This window comes from Marvinbryantia formatexigens DSM 14469, assembly GCF_025148285.1.
GTDB lineage: Bacteria > Bacillota > Clostridia > Lachnospirales > Lachnospiraceae > Marvinbryantia > Marvinbryantia formatexigens.
This window is the reverse complement of sequence record NZ_CP102268.1, coordinates 692,945-710,655: the sequence shown is the minus strand read 5'-3', so window position 1 is coordinate 710,655 and position 17,711 is coordinate 692,945. Positions and strand designations below refer to the sequence as shown.

The following is a 17,711-nucleotide window of genomic DNA, read 5'->3' as shown; positions in this document are numbered from 1 at the left end:
TCACTGAATGAAGAACAGAACATATGTTCAAAATGGTGTTGATTTATAGAGCACTTTATGGTAGCATAATACCGTAAACACGTCATAGTAAGGAGCGATTTTGCTATGGAAAGATTTGAATTAGTATCAGAATACAAGCCCACCGGCGACCAGCCGCAGGCGATAGAAAAATTGGTGAAAGGCTTCAAAGAAGGCAACCAGTGCGAGACGCTTCTCGGTGTCACCGGTTCCGGCAAGACCTTCACGATGGCGAATGTCATCCAGCAATTAAATAAACCGACGCTCATTATCGCGCATAACAAGACCCTGGCGGCACAGTTGTACGGCGAGTTTAAGGAGTTTTTCCCGAACAATGCGGTGGAATACTTTGTGAGCTACTACGATTATTACCAGCCGGAGGCATATGTGCCCTCGTCTGACACGTATATCGCGAAGGATTCGGCGGTAAATGATGAGATTGATAAGCTGCGTCTGTCTGCCACGGCTTCGCTGGTGGAGCGGCGGGATGTGGTGATCATTTCCAGCGTATCCTGCATTTATGGTCTGGGAGAACCGGAGAATTTTGAAAAGATGATGGTATCGCTGCGTCCGGGCATGGAGAAGGACCGCGACGAGGTGATCCGGCAGCTGATCGACATCCAGTATGACCGCAGTGAGATGGATTTCCACCGCGGTACCTTCCGGGTGCATGGCGATGTACTGGAGATTTTTCCGGCGAGCGCCGGAGATTACGCTTTTCGTGTGGAGTTTTTCGGGGATGAGATTGACCGGATTACACAGATTGATGTGCTGACGGGCGAGATAAAGAGCAGAATGGAACATATTGCCGTTTTCCCGGCGTCGCATTATGTGGTGCCGCCGGATCGGATACGACAGGCAGCGGCGGATATCGAGGAAGAACTGGCGGAGCGCGTGGCGTATTTTAAGAGCGAGGACAAGCTGCTTGAGGCGCAGCGCATTGCAGAGAGGACCAACTTTGATATTGAAATGATGAAGGAAACGGGCTTCTGCTCCGGCATAGAGAATTATTCGCGGCATCTGGCGGGACTGAAGCCGGGAGCGCCGCCGCATACGCTGATAGATTACTTTCCGGATGATTTTCTGATGATCATTGACGAGTCGCATAAAACGATTCCGCAGATACGGGCGATGTATTCCGGGGACCAGTCGCGAAAGACGACGCTGGTGGATTACGGCTTCCGGCTGCCGTCCGCAAAGGATAACCGCCCCTTGAATTTTGAAGAATTTGAAAGTAAAATAGACCAGATCATGTTTGTCTCGGCGACGCCGGGCGAATATGAGGAAGCACACGAGCAGCTGCGCGCCGAGCAGATCATCCGCCCGACCGGTCTGCTGGACCCGAAGGTGGATGTGCGACCGGTGGAGGGGCAGATTGACGACCTTGTCGGCGAAGTAAATAAAGAAGTTGCAAAGAAAAACAAAGTGCTGATTACCACGCTTACCAAGCGGATGGCGGAGGATCTCACGGAATATATGCGGGAAATCGGTATCCGCGTGCGGTATCTGCACTCGGACATTGACACGCTGGAGCGCACGGAGATTATCCGTGATATGCGTCTGGACGTCTTTGATGTGCTGGTCGGCATCAACCTGCTCCGGGAAGGTCTGGACATTCCGGAAATCACACTGGTAGCGATTCTGGATGCTGATAAGGAGGGTTTCCTTCGTTCCGCAACTTCTCTGATACAGACCATCGGACGCGCCGCACGAAACGCGGAAGGACATGTGATCATGTACGCCGATGTGATGACGGATTCCATGAAAATTGCGATTGAAGAGACGGAGCGCCGCCGCCGGGTGCAGGACGCTTACAATCAGGAGCACGGCATTACGCCGCAGACAATTCAGAAGTCTGTGCGCGACCTCATCAGCATTTCGAAGGAAGTGGCGAAGGAGGAGAAGAAACTGGCGGTCGATCCGGAATCTATGAGCAAAAAGGAGCTGGAGAAGCTGATCGCAGAGGTGCAGAAGAAGATGAAGAAGGCAGCCGCGGAGCTGAATTTCGAGGCGGCGGCAGAGCTGCGTGACCAGATGATAAATCTGAAGCAGCACCTGCAGGAAGCGTAACCGGCAATATAGAAAACAGGAGAAAAATCATGGCAGTTAATTCAAATAAAATGCAGTATATCCGCATACGCGGAGCAAATGAACACAATCTGAAAAATCTGGATCTCGATATCCCGCGCAATCAGCTTGTGGTTTTGACAGGTCTGAGTGGCTCAGGAAAGTCGTCGCTGGCGTTTGACACCATCTATGCGGAAGGACAGAGACGGTACATGGAATCGCTGTCCTCCTATGCGCGTCAGTTCCTGGGACAGATGGAAAAACCGGACGTGGAGAGCATTGAGGGGCTTCCGCCCGCTATCTCCATTGACCAGAAATCGACGAACCGCAACCCGCGCTCGACGGTCGGCACGGTGACGGAGATTTACGACTATTTCCGCCTTCTCTATGCCCGCATCGGCACCCCGCACTGTCCGAAATGCGGACAGGAAATCAGGAAGCAGACGGTGGACCAGATGGTGGATCAGCTTATGGAGCTGCCGGAGCGCACAAAAATCCAGTTGCTTGCCCCGACAGTACGCGGCAGGAAGGGCGAGCATGTCAAGCTGTTTGAAAAGGCAAAGCGCAGCGGCTACGTGCGCGTGATTGTGGACGGTAATATGTACGACCTGTCCGAGGAGATAAAGCTGGACAAAAATAAAAAACACAATATCGAAATCGTGGTAGACCGTCTGGTGGTCAAACCGGGGATTGAAAAGCGTCTGACAGATTCGATTGAAAATGTGCTGGAGCTGTCGGAAGGGCTTCTGATTGTGGATGTGGACGGAAAGGAGCAGCTGCGCTTCAGCCAGAGTTTTTCCTGCCCGGACTGCGGCATCAGCGTGGACGAGATTGAGCCGCGCAGCTTTTCCTTCAACAATCCCTTCGGCGCCTGCCCGGACTGCTTCGGGCTGGGCTACAAAATGGAGTTTGATGAGGAGCTGATGATTCCCGATAAATCCCTAAGTATCGCGGAGGGCGCCATTACAGTGCTCGGATGGCAGTCGTGCACGACAAAGGGGAGCTTTACCAGAGCGATTCTGGATGCATTGGCGGAGGAATACCATTTCAGTCTGGATACGCCGTATGAGCAGCTTCCGGAAAATATCCGGCATATGCTGATTCACGGAACGGACGGGAAAAAGGTGAAGGTGCATTATACCGGGATGCGGGGAACCGGCGTGTATGATGTGGCGTTTGAGGGACTGATACGCAATGTGGAGCGGCGCTACCGCGAGACAGGCTCAGATGCCTCGAAGCAGGAATATGAGACATTTATGCGGATTACCCCCTGTAAGACCTGTAAGGGACAGCGTCTGAAAAAGGAGGCGCTTGCGGTAACCATCCAGGGGAAAAATATCTATGAGATAACCTCCATGCCGATTGATAAGCTGCAGGTATTTCTGCAGGAGCTGCAGCTCACGAAGCAGCAGGAGCTGATCGGACATCAGATTTTAAAGGAGATCCGCGCGCGGGTACAGTTCCTGGTGGATGTCGGCTTGCACTATCTGACGCTTGCGCGGGCGACCGGAAGCCTTTCGGGCGGGGAGGCGCAGCGTATCCGGCTTGCCACCCAGATTGGCTCCGGTCTTGTCGGCGTGGCGTATATTCTGGACGAGCCGAGCATCGGTTTGCATCAGAGCGATAACGACAAGCTGCTGAATACCCTAAATCATTTGCGGGATCTTGGAAACACGCTGATTGTTGTTGAGCATGATGAGGATACCATGCGGGCGGCGGACTTTGTGGTGGATATCGGACCAGGCGCGGGGGAACACGGCGGAAAGGTAGTTGCTGCGGGCACCGTGGAGGACATTATAAACTGTAAGGAATCCATCACGGGAGATTATCTGAGCGGAAGGAAGAAAATTCCGGTGCCGGAAGTGCGCAGAAAGCCGACCGGATTTTTGCGGGTAATCGGCGCGAAACAGAACAATTTAAAGAATATTGACGTGGATATTCCGCTTGGTGTCATGACGTGTGTGACGGGCGTGTCCGGCTCCGGAAAAAGCTCCCTTGTCAACGAGATTCTCTACAAGAGCCTTGCGAAGAAGCTGAACCGTGCCCACACCATTGCCGGAGCGCATGACCGCATTGAGGGGACGGAGCAGCTCGATAAGATTATTAATATTGACCAGTCGCCGATCGGAAGGACGCCGCGCTCCAATCCGGCAACTTATACGGGGGTATTCGACCAGATTCGAGATTTGTTTGCCTCTACGGCGGACGCCAAAGCGCGCGGCTATAAGAAGGGGCGTTTCAGTTTTAATGTGAAGGGCGGGCGCTGCGAGGCGTGCAGCGGTGACGGTATTCTGAAAATTGAAATGAATTTCCTGCCGGATGTCTATGTGCCCTGCGAGGTCTGCCAGGGAAAGCGCTACAACCGGGAAACGCTGGAGGTCCGGTATAAAGGAAAGAATATTTACGATGTGCTGAATATGACGGTCGAGGAGGCGCTGGAATTTTTTGAGCATCTTCCGTCTATCCGCAGAAAAATCGAGACGCTTTATGATGTCGGGCTTTCCTACGTCCGTCTCGGACAGCCCTCCACAATGCTCTCAGGCGGGGAAGCACAGCGTATCAAGCTTGCCACTGAGCTCAGCAAGCGCAGCACTGGAAAGACAATCTATATTCTTGATGAGCCGACCACCGGGCTTCATTTTGCCGACGTGCATAAGCTGATCGAGATTCTGCAGCGCCTGGCGGAGGGCGGTAATACCGTAGTTGTGATAGAGCACAATCTCGATGTCATCAAAACTGCCGATTATATCATCGACATGGGACCGGAGGGCGGCGACGGCGGCGGCACCGTGATCGCGCGCGGCACGCCGGAGGAAGTGGCGCAGGTCGAAAAATCCTATACCGGTCAGTATATAAAGAAATATTTGTAACCAACAGTTCAGCCATCTGGCGCGGGCTGAACTGTTATATTTTGTAGAACGCGCCATCCGGCATTTTATGCCGGATGTGTGCATATGAGACCATGTAATGGTCTGGACATGTGAAAAGGCTGTGCCTCTCGGCACAGCCTTTTCAGGAAAGAGAAAAAATTAAATATTTTGAGGGAGTACTTCGCAGCGTGTGGGGGCTGCGAAGTGTGAGTTATGAAATATATTAGCTGTTTGCTAATATGCTGTTAGTATATCCAACAAATGTGTTCAAAATATGTTTTCAATCTAAAGAAAATGTGAAATTCCTAAAAAGGGCTTTAAAAAATGATAAGGGTGTTTTATACTTACTTCAGACAGGACAGAAAGGGGAAGACAGATGAATATTTCTGATATCGGAATAGACCTTGGAACAGCCAGTATACTGGTTTATGTAAGAGGAAAAGGCGTTGTTCTGAAGGAGCCGTCTGTGGTGGCTTTCGACAGGGACGCCAATAAAATAAAGGCAATCGGCGAGGAAGCGCGCATGATGCTGAGCAGAAGTACGGGCAATATTGTCGCTATCCGTCCGCTGAAAAACGGTATTATTTCGGATTATGCAGTTACGGAACAGGTGCTGAAATATTTTATCCAGAAGGCAAGCGGAAAGCTGTCCTTTAAGAAGCCGCGCATCAGTATTAACCTGCCGGGAACGGTCACGGAGGTTGAGCAGAAGGCGATTGAGGACGCTACCTATCAGGCAGGGGCGCGCGAGGTGATGCTGGTGCCGGAACCGATTGCGGCGGCCATCGGTGCGGAGATCGATATCTCGAAGCCCTGCGGAAAAATGATTGTGGACATCGGCGCCGGTACCTGTGACGCGGCGATTCTTTCGCTGGATGGCATCGTGGTGGATACCACGCTGAAGGTGGCGGGAGACGATTTTGACAATGCGATTATGCATTATGTGCGGACGGCGCACAATCTGATTATCGGAGAACGGCTTGCGGAGGATATCAAGATCCATGTCGGCACAGCCGTGGAGCGCGCGCAGCAGAAACTGATGGAGGTGAAGGGCCGGGATTTGACGACCGGGCTGCCCAAGACGGTGCGCGTCAGCTCTGAGGATATCCGGCAGGCGCTGCAGGAGCCGCTTTCCCAGATTACGGAAGCGGTGCATGGCGTGCTGGAAAAAACACCGCCGGAGCTGGCGGCGGATATCGTGGAGCGCGGCATCGTGCTGACAGGCGGGGGCTGTCTGCTGGACGGCATGGAGGAGCTGATAGAAGAAAAAACCGGCATCAATACGGTGACGGCAGAGGACCCGGTTTCCGCGGTGGCAATCGGCGTCGGACGTTATCCGGAGGTCATTTCCGGGCGTGCGCGCCAGGACGACTGAGCCGTACGGGGAAGAACGGATACGTGCGCCGGAACATGGACTTGAGAAACTGAGCAGTGCGCCGGGACATGGACCGGAGAGACTGGGCTGTGTGCCGGGACATAAGCCGGACAGACTGAGCCGTGTGGATACGGCGGCCGGCAACTATATTTAAGGATGTGAAGAAGACAGAGGATGGAAAAGGTTTCTGGATATGTGGAGCATATCATATACCGCAATGAGGAAAACGGTTATACAGTGATGGTGCTGGTCTGCGACGGCGAGGAGGTGACATGCGTCGGAACGCTGCAGTCCGCCGCGGAAGGAGAGCTGATCGAGGCGGAGGGCGGCTATACGGAGCACAGTACCTACGGAAGGCAGTTTCAGATTTCTTCTTATGAATATAAGACGCCGGAGGACGAGCTTTCCATAGAACGCTATCTCGGCTCCGGGGCGGTGAAAGGCGTTGGCATGGCGCTTGCTGCGCGGATCGTGCGGCGCTTTAAGGGCGACACCTTCCGCATCATCGAGGAAGAACCGGAGAGACTGGCGGAGGTGAAGGGTATCAGTGAGCGCAAGGCGCGGGAAATTGCGCAGCAGATGGAGGAAAAGCGCGACATGCGAAAGGCAATGCTTTTTCTGCAGCAGTACGGGATCTCCACCGCGCTTGCAATGAAAATTTACAACCAGTATGGGGCGTCTCTCTACCAGATCGTGCGGGAAAATCCGTACAAACTGGCAGATGATATCGCCGGCGTCGGCTTTAAGGCTGCCGATGAAATTGCATCCAGAGTGGGTATTCATACCGACTCTGATTTTCGTATAAAAAGCGGACTTCTGTATGTGCTGGCGCAGGCGATGACGGAGGGGCATGTGTACCTGCCGCAGCCGGAGCTGATGCGGCGTGCATCGGAGCTGCTTGGCGTTTCCCTGGAGGCGATGGAGGCACTGCTGCCGGATCTGGCAATTGAGCGGAAAATTGTCATAAAGGACGTGCCGGGCGCAGGGCAGGGAAGCGACGGGGAGGAAGTGCGGGTTCCCGGCGTTTACAGCGCTTCCAATTATTATCTGGAGCTGAACACGGCGAAAATGCTGCATGACCTGAATATTTCAGCGGAAATATCAGAGGAAGCCGTGCAGCGTCGTCTGGAGCAGATCGAGCAGGAGACCGGGACAAAGCTGGAAGAGCTGCAGAAGGAGGCGGCGGCAGCGGCGGTGAGCCACGGACTGCTGGTGATTACGGGAGGTCCTGGCACCGGAAAAACAACGACCATCAACGCGCTGATTCATTATTTTGCTTCCGAAGGGCTGGAGATTCTGCTGGCGGCGCCGACCGGGAGAGCGGCGAAGCGCATGACGGAAGCTACGGGCTATGGGGCGCAGACGATTCACCGGCTGCTGGAGGTATCCGGCGCGGTGGAGGAATCCTCGGCGCACACCCATTTTGAGCGTAATATGCAGAATCCCCTGGAGGCGGACGTCATTATTATTGATGAAATGTCGATGGTGGACATTTTTCTGATGCACGCGCTGCTGAGCGCGGTCACGCCGGGCACGCGGCTGATTATGGTGGGCGATGTCAATCAGCTTCCGTCCGTGGGACCGGGATGCGTCCTGAAAGATATCATTGAATCGGAGCGCTTTCCGGTTGTGCGTCTGACGAAAATCTTTCGTCAGGCGAGCGAGAGCGACATTGTGGTGAATGCGCACAAAATCAACAGCGGGGAGCATGTTGTGCTGGATAACAAAAGCCGTGACTTTTTCTTCTTAAAGCGCGATGAGGCGAATATTATTATCCGTGTGGTGCTGGCGCTCGTCCAGCAGAAGCTTCCCAAATACGTGGACGCAAAGCCATATGATATCCAGGTGCTGACGCCGATGCGAAAGGGACTGCTCGGCGTGGAGAGGCTGAATACGATTCTGCAGCAGTATCTGAATCCGCCCGCTCCCGATAAGCGGGAGAGGGAGCACGCCGGCGGGGTATTCCGGGAGGGCGACAAGGTCATGCAGATAAAAAACAACTATCAGGCGGAGTGGGAGATACGCGGAAAATACGGCATTGCCGTGGAAAAAGGCGTCGGTATCTTTAACGGGGACATGGGCATCGTCCGCGAGATCAATACATATGCGGAAATGCTGACGGTGGAGTTCGACGAGGGGCGTTTTGTAGACTATTCCTTTAAGCAGCTTGAAGAGCTGGAGCTTGCGTATGCGGTGACGATTCATAAATCGCAGGGAAGCGAATATCCCGCCGTCGTGATTCCGCTGCTTGCCGGGCCGCGGATGCTGATGAACCGCAACCTGCTGTACACGGCGGTGACAAGGGCGCGCAAATGCGTGACGCTGGTCGGCTCCGCAGAGGTTTTTTATCAGATGATTGACAACCGCTTCGAGCAGAAGCGCTATTCTACGCTGAAGGAGCGGATCTGCGAGTGGAATGTATAAGCCCGTTTGTGCGGCAGATTCCCAGGCGACAGCGGGTGGAATGTATAAGCCCGTTTGTGCGGCAGATTCCCAGGCGACAGCGGGTGGAATGTGTAAGCCCGTTTGTGCGGCAGATTCCCAGGCGATTGCGGGTGGAATGCGTAAGCCCGATTGCGGATGGAACAGCCGCTGACGATTTTCCTGCCGGGAGAGAATCGGTAAACGGTACGGCTTATGAGGTCTGAAAAGGGAAAGAATGGATTCTGGAAGCAGGCGGCGCGGGACGCTGGAATGGCGGCGCTGGATCTGGTGCTGCCGCGCAGGTGCCCTCTGTGCGGGAAGCTGTCAGAGGGAATCTGTGAAAAATGCAGAGAGGAGCTTCCATATATCAGAGGGGCGGTCTGCTTTCGCTGCGGGCGGCCGCTGGCGGATGATACGGAGGAATATTGTCCCTCCTGCAGCAGCGGGAGACTTGCTTATACGCAGGGACGCGCGCTGTATCTGTACAGGAGTCCGCTGAAGGAATCGCTGTATGCAGTGAAATATCAGAACAAGAGGGAATATCTGGAATATTATGCGCAGGAGATTGCGGAGCATCTGGGAGAGTATCTGCAGAAATGGCGGCCGCAGGTGCTGATTCCGGTTCCGATGCATTCTTCTGCCAGAAGAAGGCGGGGCTATAACCAGGCGGAGCTTCTGGCAAGGGAGCTGGGCGGTCTGCTGTCGCTTCCGGTGCGGTGCGATGTGCTGGAAAAAGTGAGAAAAACGGCGAATCAGAAGGAGCTGGATTACCGTGCCCGCAGAAGCAATTTAAAAGGCGCCTTCGCCGTTTCGGAAAAATATGCGGCAGCCGGAGCCGGAAGCAAGCTGGCGGAAATGGAGGATGCCAGAGCCAGGAGCGGTCTGGTGGAAATGGAGGATGCCGGAGCCGGGAGCAAGCTGGCGGAAATGGAGGATGCCAGAGCCAGGAGCAGTCTGCCGGAAACAGCGGGCAGCGGGGAGCGCCGCCTGCCGTGGGAGCGCATCCTCCTGGTGGACGATGTTTACACGACGGGAAGCACCATCCACGAGGCGGCGTCGGTATTAAGAAGCGCCGGTGTAAAATATGTATATTTTGTAACCATATGTATGGCGGGATAGCCGGGCTTAACCAGCTGGTTACGTTACTGTGAACGGAGTGAAAATAGTGACCTGGTTACAAAAAATACATAAATCAGGGGAACTTAGGGTGTTTGCAAAGACGGTTTTTCATGTTATACTGGAAGCACACACAGAAAAATGAGGAGCTGGTATGACATGCCGGATGAAAAACGGATTTATTTGATGACACAGCTTGCTCTTTTCGAGGAGCAGCACAAAGAACAGCTGGAGGGCGTGCAGGGATATTTTCGGGGAGATTATATCGGACGCCATATGATAAAGAACGGTCTGCGGATTACCCTGGCATTTCTGCTCGGACTGGCAGGATGGGCGCTGTATCACGCGGAGACGCTGATCGTGGATATTACCCAGATAGATGTGATGGCGCTCGGCGCGCGTATCTTATTCCTGTATGCCGTGGTGCTCTGCTTTTTTCTGGTTCTAACCTACGCGATACAGGCTCTGCGCTATGCGCGGGCAAAACAGGACCTTTACCGGTACCGGGAGCTCCTGAAGCAGCTGGAGGCGGCATACCGCGAAGAGGACAGCGCAAAAGATGACACCCGCAGGAGGAGAACAGTATGAGATTTTTGCTTACCGTCCGGGATAAGCTGAGCAGATTTTACGGAAAATATGATACGGCAATCCGCCTGCTGTTTAAGTTCGCGGCAGCTTTCCTGATATTTCTGTCGATCCGCGCGGCATTCGGACAGACAACCGCGATTGACCATCCGGCGCTGCTGCTCGTTTTAGCGGCAGTCTGCATGCTTCTGCCATCGAATGCAATTATTCTGGTGGCGTCGGGGCTGGTTCTGGTGCATTTTTACGGGATTTCCCTGGAGGCGGCTCTGGTCGGGGGAGGCATCCTGGTAATAGAGCTGCTTGTGTATTTCAGTCTGGCGCCGCAGTCGGCGTGGCCGCTTCTTCTGACGGCGCTGGCTCTTGGAGGGAATATGGGCTGTGTACCCGCAGTGCTTTTTGGTCTGCTGGGCGGACCGCTCGGAGCGGTCGGGGTCGCTTTCGGGACGCTTGGCGGCTATCTGATACGGATCGTGGAAGAGAACGGCGCCAATCTGCATTCGACCGCGGCGGAGGCTGCGGAAGCAATGGTGCAGAAAGCGGCGCAGCTTATACAGGCGGTGATTACCAACCGGGAAATGCTGGTAATGACGGCGGCGCTGGCGGCGGTTCTGCTGACAGTATATTTTATCCGCATCCAGGCTATAAAATATGCGTGGATGATTGCTGCGGCGGCAGGCTGCGCGGTCTATCTGGCTGTGCGCATTGCGGGGGCGGCTGTATTCGGGGTGCCGGCCGGTGCGCTGCAGATTGCCGGGGAGATTCTGGTATCGCTGCTGGTGGGATGGATAGCGCAGACGATGCTGTTTCATCTGGATTATAAAAAAACACAGACAGTCCGGTTTGAGGACGACGAATATTATTACTATGTAAAAGCTGTGCCGAAAAAGAAGCTTCACAGAAAGAAGAGAAGGCGCAGGGCAGAGGGGAGATAAACGTGGATACTATCAGAATGTGGTTTGGCAGTCATTTTCCGTGGCTGAAGGTGCCTGCTATAACAATAGGGGTTATCGATATTATCGAGATTATCATTCTTTCCTTTCTGGTATACAGCGTGCTGGTATGGATCAAACGGAGCAGGGCGTGGACACTTCTGAAAGGAATGCTTTTGGTTGGTTGCTTTATTGCTCTGGCATATCTGTTTAATATGGACACACTCACCTTTATCATTGAAAAAGGACTGAATATCATCATTATGGGTGCGCTTGTCATTTTCCAGCCGGAGCTGCGCAAGGTGCTGGAGCAGCTGGGAGAAAAGGAACTGCTTTCCAGTATTATTCCGGCGGGCACGGTAAAAGAGGTCGTGCAGCGCTGCAGTGACCGTACGATTAACGAGATCGTTCGGGCGTCGCTGGAAATGGCAAAGGTGAAGACCGGCGCGCTGATGGTAATCGAGGAGAATGAGACGCTTGCGGAGTACGAGCGCACGGGGATCGCAATCGACGCCGTGGTATCCAGCCAGCTTCTGATCAACATTTTTGAACATAACACGCCCCTGCACGACGGTGCGGTCATCATCAGAGGAGACAAAATCGTTTCCGCAACCTGCTATCTGCCGCTGTCGGACAGCCAGAATCTCAGCAAGGAGCTTGGAACGCGGCACCGCGCCGGTGTTGGCGTCAGCGAGGTGACGGATTCTCTCACGATTATTGTTTCGGAGGAGACCGGAAAGATATCGATTGCGAAGAAGGGGGTTCTCACCAGAAATGTTACGGAAGAAATTCTGCGCGCGCAGCTTGTCACGCTTCAGAATAAATCGGTAAATTCCATAAAGCTGATTAGCAGGAAAGGATTTCCGTTCGGGCGAAAGGGAAAAAGGGACGCGGAGAAAGGAAGCAAATAGCATGAAATATAAACTGACACGTAATATTGGGCTGAAGCTGCTTTCTGTTCTGACTGCCTGTCTCATCTGGCTGGTCGTTATGGACAGCAACGACCCGGAAAAGCAGCAGGTGTACCGGAATATCCCGGTAACGATAAAAAACCAGGATACGATTACCAATGCAAATAAAACATACACGGTGGTTGACGGAACGGATAAGGTGAGCGTTTATGTGACGGCGCGCCGGTCAGTGCGCTCCAGACTGAGCACAGCAAGCTTTACCGTGCGCGCGGATCTGGAAAATTATAATGAAGCAATCGGGTCGGTTCCGCTGGAGGTGACCTGCTCGGACCCGTCGGTGGCACAGGAGGATATGCGCATCCAGCCGGCTTCCATGAAGATTGAGCTGGAGGATAAGGTGGAACAGACCTTCGGCATCGCCGCCACTGTTTCCGGAAACACGGCGAAGGGTTTTGAGGTGGGTAAAACGACAGTGCTTACCGGAGATACCATCAAGATTGCCGGACCGGAGTCCCTGATTGATATTATCGGAAAGGTGACGGTTCCGGTGGATGTGACTTATATGTCGGAGGACAGCATCCAGCAGCTTCCGGTGCGCATCGAGGATAAAAACGGTGCGGAGCTGACGAACAGTCAGTGGAGTAATCTGGAGCTGAAAAATATGGACGGGGTCGTTCTGAAGGATAATCTGGCGGAGGTAGGCATTGAAGTCTGGCGGATTTACGGCGAGATTGAGCTGCAGGCGGAGCTGACGGGAGCGCCTGCGGACGGCTATGAGGTGACGGATGTATCTATTTCACCGTCCACAGTCAACCTGACGGCATCGGCGTCGGCGATTGAGAAAATCGGCACCACGCTGAAGCTGACGGATACCCTCGATATTTCCGGTGCGTCGGAGAACAAGGAGTTTACCGTGGATCTGAGCAATACTCTGAGCCAGTACGATGAGGTGCGGCTGGAGGCGGATGTCTCTTCTGCGGTGGTAGTTACGGTGACGATTGACGAGGTGGGAAGTAAGACCATTGAATTCCCGGTGTCGGAGCTGACACTGCGCAATGCGCCGTCCGGCAAGCGGCTGATTTTCTCACCGACCGATCAGCTTGCCATCAATATCCGTTCTACGGATGAGCTGCTGGACGGTATTGGCGTGGAGGATATCCGGGCGGAAATCGACCTGGAAAAGTGCCAGTCGAATGGAAGCTATACATTGCCTGTGACGGTTACGCTGCCGGAGGGCTGCGAGCTGGGTGCCGAGGTGACAATCGTGGTAAATGTAGAAGACGAAGAACGGGAAGCGGAAGGAGAGCTTCAGACGGAGGAATAGCTTATGGTGAGCCAGACGTTTGTAATCAGAAACCAGGCGGGACTGCATCTGAAACCGGCGGCGATGCTGTGTACGGAGGCGATAAAGTATAAGTCGTCTGTCACGCTGTTTTCTGCGGATACGGAGACAAATGCAAAGAGCGTTCTCAGCGTGCTGAGCGCGTGCGTGAAGTGTAATGACAGCATTACGCTGTCCTGCGACGGACCGGACGAAGAGGAGGCACTGGAAAACCTTGGAAAGCTGATTATGAGCGGACTGGGGGAATAAGCGGCAAAGATATCCGGTACTGGCGCGGGGGTTTTGCGCTTTCGATGGATTTTTGCGGCAGAATCATCCTGAAGCAGGATGACTGCGCTTTCGATGGATTTTTGCTGTGGAATCATCCTGAAACAGGATAATATGGTTTGATATAAAAATGCAGCCCTGCGTGGGCTGCATTTTTGATGATTTTTAGCCTGGGATTTCTTTAACTCCAGATATCGGTCGGGTCCTTTCCGACAGTACCGGCTTTCATCTTTACAACTGCCGGTTTTCCAAGCGGGGTCGCTTCCTTGTCGGAAATAACGACCTTTGTGCCGATTGGACAATTATAGTAGATCCACCTTGCATCGGCAACGCAGAGACGGACGCATCCGTGGGAAGCTGCCTGACCGAGCTTGTTGTAGTCGCTGGCGGCTACATTGTATGGATTATGGTCTGTTCCGCTCATCGGTACAGAGTGGAACAGGTACGAGGAAAGAAAATGGCTGCAATACTGTCCTGTCGTCGGACCGTCGAGTGTCCACCAGCGGTAGTGGCTCTGTATGTAGAAGGTGCCGACCGGTGTGGCGTTATTCAGACCAACGGAGCAGGCCATTGCTTTTACCGGCGTGTTGCCGTCATAAATCGTAACGACATTCTTTGCGCGGTTTACGCGGATGGTCATGTTTCCGCTCGGCGTGTAGGTGACATAGCCCTTGGTGCCGAAGTTGTAGGTGGTTCCGTTTATGGTCTTCTTGCCGTAAACCTGTGCGCCGCCATCCTTCGGGTCGAAATAGTAGCGCTTTGTTCCCAGCACGATCCAGCCGGTCTGGCGTGCGCCGAGATTGTTGAAGTAGTAACGCTTGCCGCTGATCTTATAGATACCGTTTGTGCAGGCGCGCCCCTTCATTTTTGAATTATTGGCGAAATAGTAGGTCTGACCATTGTACTTTCTCCAGCCGTATACCATTTTTCCGGTTTTAATATGGAAGCAGTAGTAATAGTCGCCAACCTTCTGGACGCCGGTGACACGGTGGGCGTCTTTATCAAAGTAATATTTGTCGCCGTTGATGGTGTACACTGCGCCGTGATAGGCTCTTCCTTTTCCGTTAAAATAGTAGTAGTATTTTCCGACCTTCTTCCAGGCGCGCTTTACCGCCTGTCCGTTGGAGGAATTAAAGTAGTAATACTTGCCGCCGTATTTCTGAAGCCCGGTGCGCAGATAGCCCTTGCTGGTGCCGTAGTAGGTCTGCCCCTTCCAGGTGCCGAAGCCGGTGAGCAGATGTCCGTCCGACAGGCTTAAATACAGCTTTTTGCTGCTCTTCACATAGGTGAGCTGATTCTTTACCAGGCGTCCTTTGGAATCAAACAGGTACAGATAGGTCTTGCCGTTCTTTTTGATTGCTTTCGGACCGCCGGTGTACATTTTTCCGTTGCTGCCGTAGTAATAGGTAGAACCGTTTGTGGTCACCCATTGGTTTTTGTATGCGGAGGCCGCCACGGACATGGCGAACAGCATACAAACCAGCAGAAACAAAGATGCAAAGAACTGTTTCTTCTTCATGCCTTTTACACTCCCTCATAAAAATATAGTGATGCCGGGATTTTGTCCCGGTTATGATGCCTTCGGATTTTTCCGCGCTGCGCGCTTTCAAAATCCGACCCGCTATTCGCATATCGTGGGATATACATCCCACTTTTATGCTCATATCGGGGCGGGATTCAGGATCCAGCCCCCGCTTATGAGCAAGCTCATGCGGGGACAGGACCCTTTCCCCCTGGCATCATATAATTGTAACATTTCTGTTAACCAAATTGTAACATATTTGCCGGCCATCCGCAAGGAGAAAGACAGGAACAATTCTTAAAAAAATCTTTAGATTAACTTCAGAAACTTCAGAATTATTCTTTTGCTTGATAAAATGAGACATCTCCTGTACAATGAGACAGAGACACAGAAAAAATGTATTGATAAATGAGAAAAACGGAGAGAAACAATGGTTGTGGTTTTAAAATGTCTGGCGGCAGTGTTCTGGCTTGTGATCGTGCCGTTTCTGATTGGAAATCTGCTGCAGAGGGCAGCCGGACGGCGGATGGGTATCGCGTGGAGCTTTATAGCCGGATATCTGGCGATGTTCGCATTGCTGGAAGTGATCTTTGTCCCGCTGATATTGCTCAGAGCGCCGTTTCATACGGCGGTGTATCTGATGGCGGGCGCGCTGCTTCTGCTGAGTCTGCTGTCTGTTTTCCTGTGCGGGAAGGCTGCTGCGGCAGAAATCCGCGGCAGCGTGGGAGCGCTGCGGCATCAGCCGGCGATATGGTATGCGGCGGCGGTACTTGTCCTGCTGCAGGCGGCAATGTATGCGGTATTTATGGTGACGGACCTTGACGATGCTTATTTTGTCGCCACGGCGGCGACCTCCCTGGAGTGCGATACGATGTATCAGCACAGTCCCTATACCGGGGAGCTGATGACGACGCTGGAAATGCGCTATGTGCTCTCACCGATGCCGATGTTCATTGCCTTTATCGCAAGATGCACGGGCTTTCATGCGGCGGTGGTGGCGCATACGGTTCTGCCGGTATTTCTGGTAGTGCTCGCTTATCTCGTTTACGGTTTTATCGGAAAAACGTTTTTTCCGGAAAACCGGAAGGATATCGGGCTGTTTCTGGTGTTTCTCTCTCTGATTCATATAAGCTCCTATTATTCAGCCTACACCCAGGGGACTTTTCTGCTTATCCGTATCTGGCAGGGAAAAGCAGTTTTAGCAGCCATTTTGCTGCCGCTGCTTTTCTGCCTGTGCTGCCGGGTGCTGTCGCCGCAGCATGGAAAGGGAGACTGGCAGATGATGATTCTCACGGTGCTTTCCTGCTGCATGGTATCGTCTATGGGTATTGCACTGGTTCCGGTGATGCTGGGAATGTTCGCGGTTCTGTCCGTAATTTCGCGCAGGTCCTGGAAAACGGCGGGGCAGCTTCTGCTGTGCGGCGCGCCGTGCGCCGTGCTTGGCGTTCTTTATCTGGTGCTGCTGAAGATACAATAGAAAGGGAGTGACCTTTTATGATGGAACAGTTCGAAATAGCGGCAGGATGGCTGAAGCTGTACGTGGGAGACGGAATGCATATGGTTCTTCTTGCCGCCGCGCTGCTATATATTATTCTGTATGAAAAAGAAAAAATAAGACGCATTCTCTTCGCAGGCTATGCGGTGCTGTTTGTGCTGCTGTATTTCTGCCCGCTGGTGATATTCGGGATGGGAAAGCTTATCGGCTCGCTGGTATACTGGAGAATGCTGTGGCTGCTTCCGACACCGGTGATTATTGCATATGCTATGGTAATGGCATGGAAAAGGATGGCTCCGGGGTGGAAGCGGACAGGACTGGCGGTACTTTTTTCGCTGGCGATCTGCCTGACGGGGCAGAATGTATACCTTCAGAACACGCCCTTTACGGAGGCGGCAAACCTGCAGAAGGTACCGGCGCAGGCGGCGTCGGTCTGCACGATTATACGGGAAAACTGCAGGGAGGATGAGAGCGTGCTGGTCGCGGCTCCGGAGGAGCTTACCTGGTATATCAGACAGTACGATGCGGGGATCGGGCAGGTATACGGCAGGCGCGGCGGCGCAAGGACAGGAGGAAAAAGAATCCGCAGACAGCTTCTGAAGGATAAAATTTATCCGGATATCCTCTGTCAGGACGCGCGGGAAATCGGCTGCAATTTTATTGTGCTGACAGATAAAGGAAAGCGCGTGAAGCTGATGGAGGACAGGGGCTTCGCGGTGGTCGGAAGAGTGGACAATTACGTAATCTATAAGGATACGACGGCGTAATCTGCCGGTCACTGCCCGGACGC

15 protein-coding genes are annotated in these 17,711 nt (G+C 53.3%); 14 read left to right on the top strand and 1 reads right to left on the bottom strand.

Annotation, left to right across the window (positions count from 1 at the left end; all coding sequences use genetic code 11):
• The first annotated feature begins 105 nt into the window (after window positions 1-105).
• The 12 genes from uvrB (at window position 106) to NQ534_RS03610 (ending at window position 13,886) form a co-directional block, all read left to right on the top strand.
• The gene (gene uvrB / locus NQ534_RS03665) at window positions 106-2,088 is read left to right on the top strand and encodes an excinuclease ABC subunit UvrB (RefSeq protein WP_006862210.1); all 1,983 of its coding nucleotides are present in this window, start codon (window positions 106-108) and stop codon (window positions 2,086-2,088) included.
• Window positions 2,089-2,117: 29 nt separating this feature from the next.
• Window positions 2,118-4,955 carry an excinuclease ABC subunit UvrA gene (uvrA, locus tag NQ534_RS03660; protein ID WP_006862209.1) on the top strand — a complete coding sequence of 946 codons (2,838 nt, stop codon included), beginning with the start codon at window positions 2,118-2,120 and terminating at the stop codon, window positions 4,953-4,955.
• Between the two features lie 376 nt (window positions 4,956-5,331).
• Window positions 5,332-6,330 (top strand): rod shape-determining protein, encoded by a 999-nt coding sequence (locus tag NQ534_RS03655; RefSeq protein WP_006862207.1) that lies wholly within the window; start codon window positions 5,332-5,334, stop codon window positions 6,328-6,330.
• Window positions 6,311-6,484, top strand: coding sequence for a hypothetical protein (locus NQ534_RS03650; RefSeq protein WP_006862206.1), 174 nt, complete (start codon window positions 6,311-6,313; stop codon window positions 6,482-6,484). The genes NQ534_RS03655 and NQ534_RS03650 overlap by 20 nt, the downstream gene beginning before the upstream one ends.
• A 20-nt stretch (window positions 6,485-6,504) precedes the next feature.
• Window positions 6,505-8,754 carry an SF1B family DNA helicase RecD2 gene (recD2, locus tag NQ534_RS03645; RefSeq protein WP_006862205.1) on the top strand — a complete coding sequence of 750 codons (2,250 nt, stop codon included), beginning with the start codon at window positions 6,505-6,507 and terminating at the stop codon, window positions 8,752-8,754.
• The gene (locus NQ534_RS03640; RefSeq protein ID WP_040783412.1) at window positions 8,742-8,978 is read left to right on the top strand and encodes a hypothetical protein; all 237 of its coding nucleotides are present in this window, start codon (window positions 8,742-8,744) and stop codon (window positions 8,976-8,978) included. Before recD2 ends, NQ534_RS03640 begins: the two co-directional genes overlap by 13 nt.
• Window positions 8,968-9,873 carry a ComF family protein gene (locus tag NQ534_RS03635; protein ID WP_006862204.1) on the top strand — a complete coding sequence of 302 codons (906 nt, stop codon included), beginning with the start codon at window positions 8,968-8,970 and terminating at the stop codon, window positions 9,871-9,873. Before NQ534_RS03640 ends, NQ534_RS03635 begins: the two co-directional genes overlap by 11 nt.
• A 156-nt stretch (window positions 9,874-10,029) precedes the next feature.
• A complete protein-coding gene (locus tag NQ534_RS03630) occupies window positions 10,030-10,458 on the top strand; it encodes a hypothetical protein (protein ID WP_040783409.1) in 429 nt (142 codons plus the stop codon).
• Complete coding sequence (locus tag NQ534_RS03625) at window positions 10,455-11,387, top strand: hypothetical protein (RefSeq protein ID WP_006862202.1); 933 nt, start codon at window positions 10,455-10,457, stop codon at window positions 11,385-11,387. The genes NQ534_RS03630 and NQ534_RS03625 overlap by 4 nt, the downstream gene beginning before the upstream one ends.
• Window positions 11,388-11,404: 17 nt before the next feature.
• Window positions 11,405-12,295 (top strand): diadenylate cyclase CdaA, encoded by an 891-nt coding sequence (cdaA, locus tag NQ534_RS03620; RefSeq protein ID WP_006862201.1) that lies wholly within the window; start codon window positions 11,405-11,407, stop codon window positions 12,293-12,295.
• Window position 12,296: 1 nt separating this feature from the next.
• Window positions 12,297-13,619: a CdaR family protein gene (locus NQ534_RS03615; protein ID WP_006862200.1), complete on the top strand. Its 1,323-nt coding sequence runs from the start codon at window positions 12,297-12,299 to the stop codon at window positions 13,617-13,619.
• A 3-nt stretch (window positions 13,620-13,622) separates the two neighbouring features.
• Window positions 13,623-13,886, top strand: a complete 264-nt coding sequence (locus tag NQ534_RS03610) for an HPr family phosphocarrier protein (RefSeq protein WP_006862199.1) — start codon at window positions 13,623-13,625, stop codon at window positions 13,884-13,886.
• A 199-nt stretch (window positions 13,887-14,085) separates the two neighbouring features.
• Here the strand turns inward: NQ534_RS03610 and NQ534_RS03605 are convergent, their stop codons facing one another.
• Window positions 14,086-15,423: a L,D-transpeptidase family protein gene (locus NQ534_RS03605; RefSeq protein WP_006862197.1), complete on the bottom strand. Its 1,338-nt coding sequence runs from the start codon at window positions 15,421-15,423 to the stop codon at window positions 14,086-14,088.
• Between the two features lie 433 nt (window positions 15,424-15,856).
• Between NQ534_RS03605 and NQ534_RS03600 the strand changes: the two genes are divergently transcribed.
• Window positions 15,857-16,903 carry a DUF6077 domain-containing protein gene (locus NQ534_RS03600; protein ID WP_006862196.1) on the top strand — a complete coding sequence of 349 codons (1,047 nt, stop codon included), beginning with the start codon at window positions 15,857-15,859 and terminating at the stop codon, window positions 16,901-16,903.
• Between the two features lie 17 nt (window positions 16,904-16,920).
• Window positions 16,921-17,688: a hypothetical protein gene (locus NQ534_RS03595; protein ID WP_006862195.1), complete on the top strand. Its 768-nt coding sequence runs from the start codon at window positions 16,921-16,923 to the stop codon at window positions 17,686-17,688.
• The last annotated feature ends 23 nt before the right edge of the window (window positions 17,689-17,711 follow it).